Source organism: Legionella norrlandica (assembly GCF_000770585.1).
Taxonomy (GTDB): Bacteria; Pseudomonadota; Gammaproteobacteria; order Legionellales; family Legionellaceae; genus Legionella; species Legionella norrlandica.
The window spans coordinates 1-1,722 of record NZ_JNCF01000116.1 but is presented as its reverse complement, the minus strand read 5'-3'; the positions used below and the strand labels follow the sequence as shown (position 1 = coordinate 1,722).

Here is a 1,722-nt window from a genome sequence, read left to right as displayed (position 1 = left end):
CCTTATTCTAGGAATTATCATTGTAGTCAGCCATAACATTTGGGAAGGGAGTTGGCGCGTCATCGTCACTATTATAGCATGGCTTATCTTATTGAAAGGTACGAGTATTATTTTTCATCCACATTTCATTGATCAAGCGACTGTACTCTTCATGCAAAACACTACAATTAGTTACATATCAGCCGGAATAGATTTTGTGCTGGGTGTAATACTTTGTTATTGTGGATTTAAACGTTGATAACCCTGAAATCTAGAAGGCTGAAAATAGAATTTTATGTAAGACTCCTAAATATTCTTAAATTTGCAATGCCTGACATGCTTCTGAGTATTGGAAGCGATTTTAAAAAGAACTTTTTACGAAAAGGTCGTTGCCTCAAAATAGGTGTTGCTTTTGACAGGTAATTTGAGGCAATTCGGATAATTTTTAACATACGACCGCCTTAATTATTAGTTAATGTTAGTGGGTTATAATGGGTGATAACTAACTTATTCCTGAGGTAAACCATGAGCCTTCCACAATTAATGACCGAATTAAAAGAAAACAAAAATCTTAAATTACTGGTATTAGATTTTGATGAAACCATTAATCATTCTTCAGGAACTACAGCAGGTATCCAGGGAGAGTTTGTTCATCCGAAAATAGGCACTCATCTTCAGAATATTTTATCTAATCCTAATATTCGAGTATTAGTCGTTTCTAAGGGAACCGATAACGATTTAGCCCATCAACTCTTGGCTAACCAAAACCTGGATAAATTGCTGGTTGTTTCAGCTTCTGAAGTTTATCATTACTTGGAAGAAAAAGAGATTAAGCAGGAAGATCCAATACGAGGTACCGTTCAGAAGAGTGATTTGATTCAATCCATTCGTTGTGGAATTATGAATGAAATTGATGATTTGGATGATAAATCTCCGACAAAAAGAATAATAGGCTGGTGTGATGACTCGGAAGCACCTATCCTTGAATGTGTTTCTGCAGAAAATGAGGAAGAAAATAAATATAATTTTCCTGTGGTTCTTGTACCACATGAAAAAAATCAAGTGTGTAGAACCATAGATTATTTTGCCATTATCGAGTTTCTTGCCCAATATCATGATCAAGATGAGGTTACAAAACCAGTAAAAAAAGCGCTGAACCAGGCACTGCAAGAATACAAGAAAGCCAAATCTAAGTTAGATGATTACACACTAAATTCTGGTGAGAATTATAGTAGAAAAGACTGGGAAGCATTACGAGATGCAATGCAAACGCCTTATCGAGAAGCGCTAACCAAAATAACGAAACAGATAGAAAATATCAAATACGAGCAAGAAAAAATAAAACTGGGAACATTTAACACTTCTGATCCTGAACTGAAAAAGAGAATCCAGAAATTAATCAAGCATATAGACTATTTAAAAAATGATGGTGCAAATGTTGAAAAATTAACTTCTGTTATCCAGAGCACTAATCGATTTCTGAATAAAGAAATTGATCCCAAGGCCTATAAGGAACTGGCAGACTCCTTAAAAGATAAACCTTCCAAAGGCATGAAAATTTTAGGTGCCTCATGATGTCGGTAGCCGCTGCCGCAGTGGTTGCTGGGGTAGTTTTAGCAGCAATCTGGTGTTGGGATCCGTTTAGGGATCCGTCCACAGCAGCGGCTGGTCTCGGCCTGTTTGCAGCAGGAGCACTCACTTATAAAAAGGGTAATCAAACTGAAACCGAGCTAACTGAAAAAA

General features: G+C 36.5%; 1 protein-coding gene and 1 pseudogene. Both read left to right on the top strand.

All coding sequences use genetic code 11. From position 1 onward, the window contains the following. Positions 1-238: pseudogene (locus tag OK13_RS14895) on the top strand (hypothetical protein); the annotation flags it as partial. Positions 239-504: 266 nt separating this feature from the next. After that, on the top strand, positions 505-1,554 hold the full coding sequence (locus OK13_RS13620; RefSeq protein ID WP_035891714.1) for a hypothetical protein: 1,050 nt from the start codon (positions 505-507) through the stop codon (positions 1,552-1,554). Positions 1,555-1,722: the final 168 nt, after the last annotated feature.

Excerpts from the sequence above, each read along its gene's own strand:
- OK13_RS13620 (WP_035891714.1), top strand. The coding sequence starts at position 505 with ATGAGCCTTCCACAATTAATGACCGAATTAAAAGAAAACAAAAATCTT.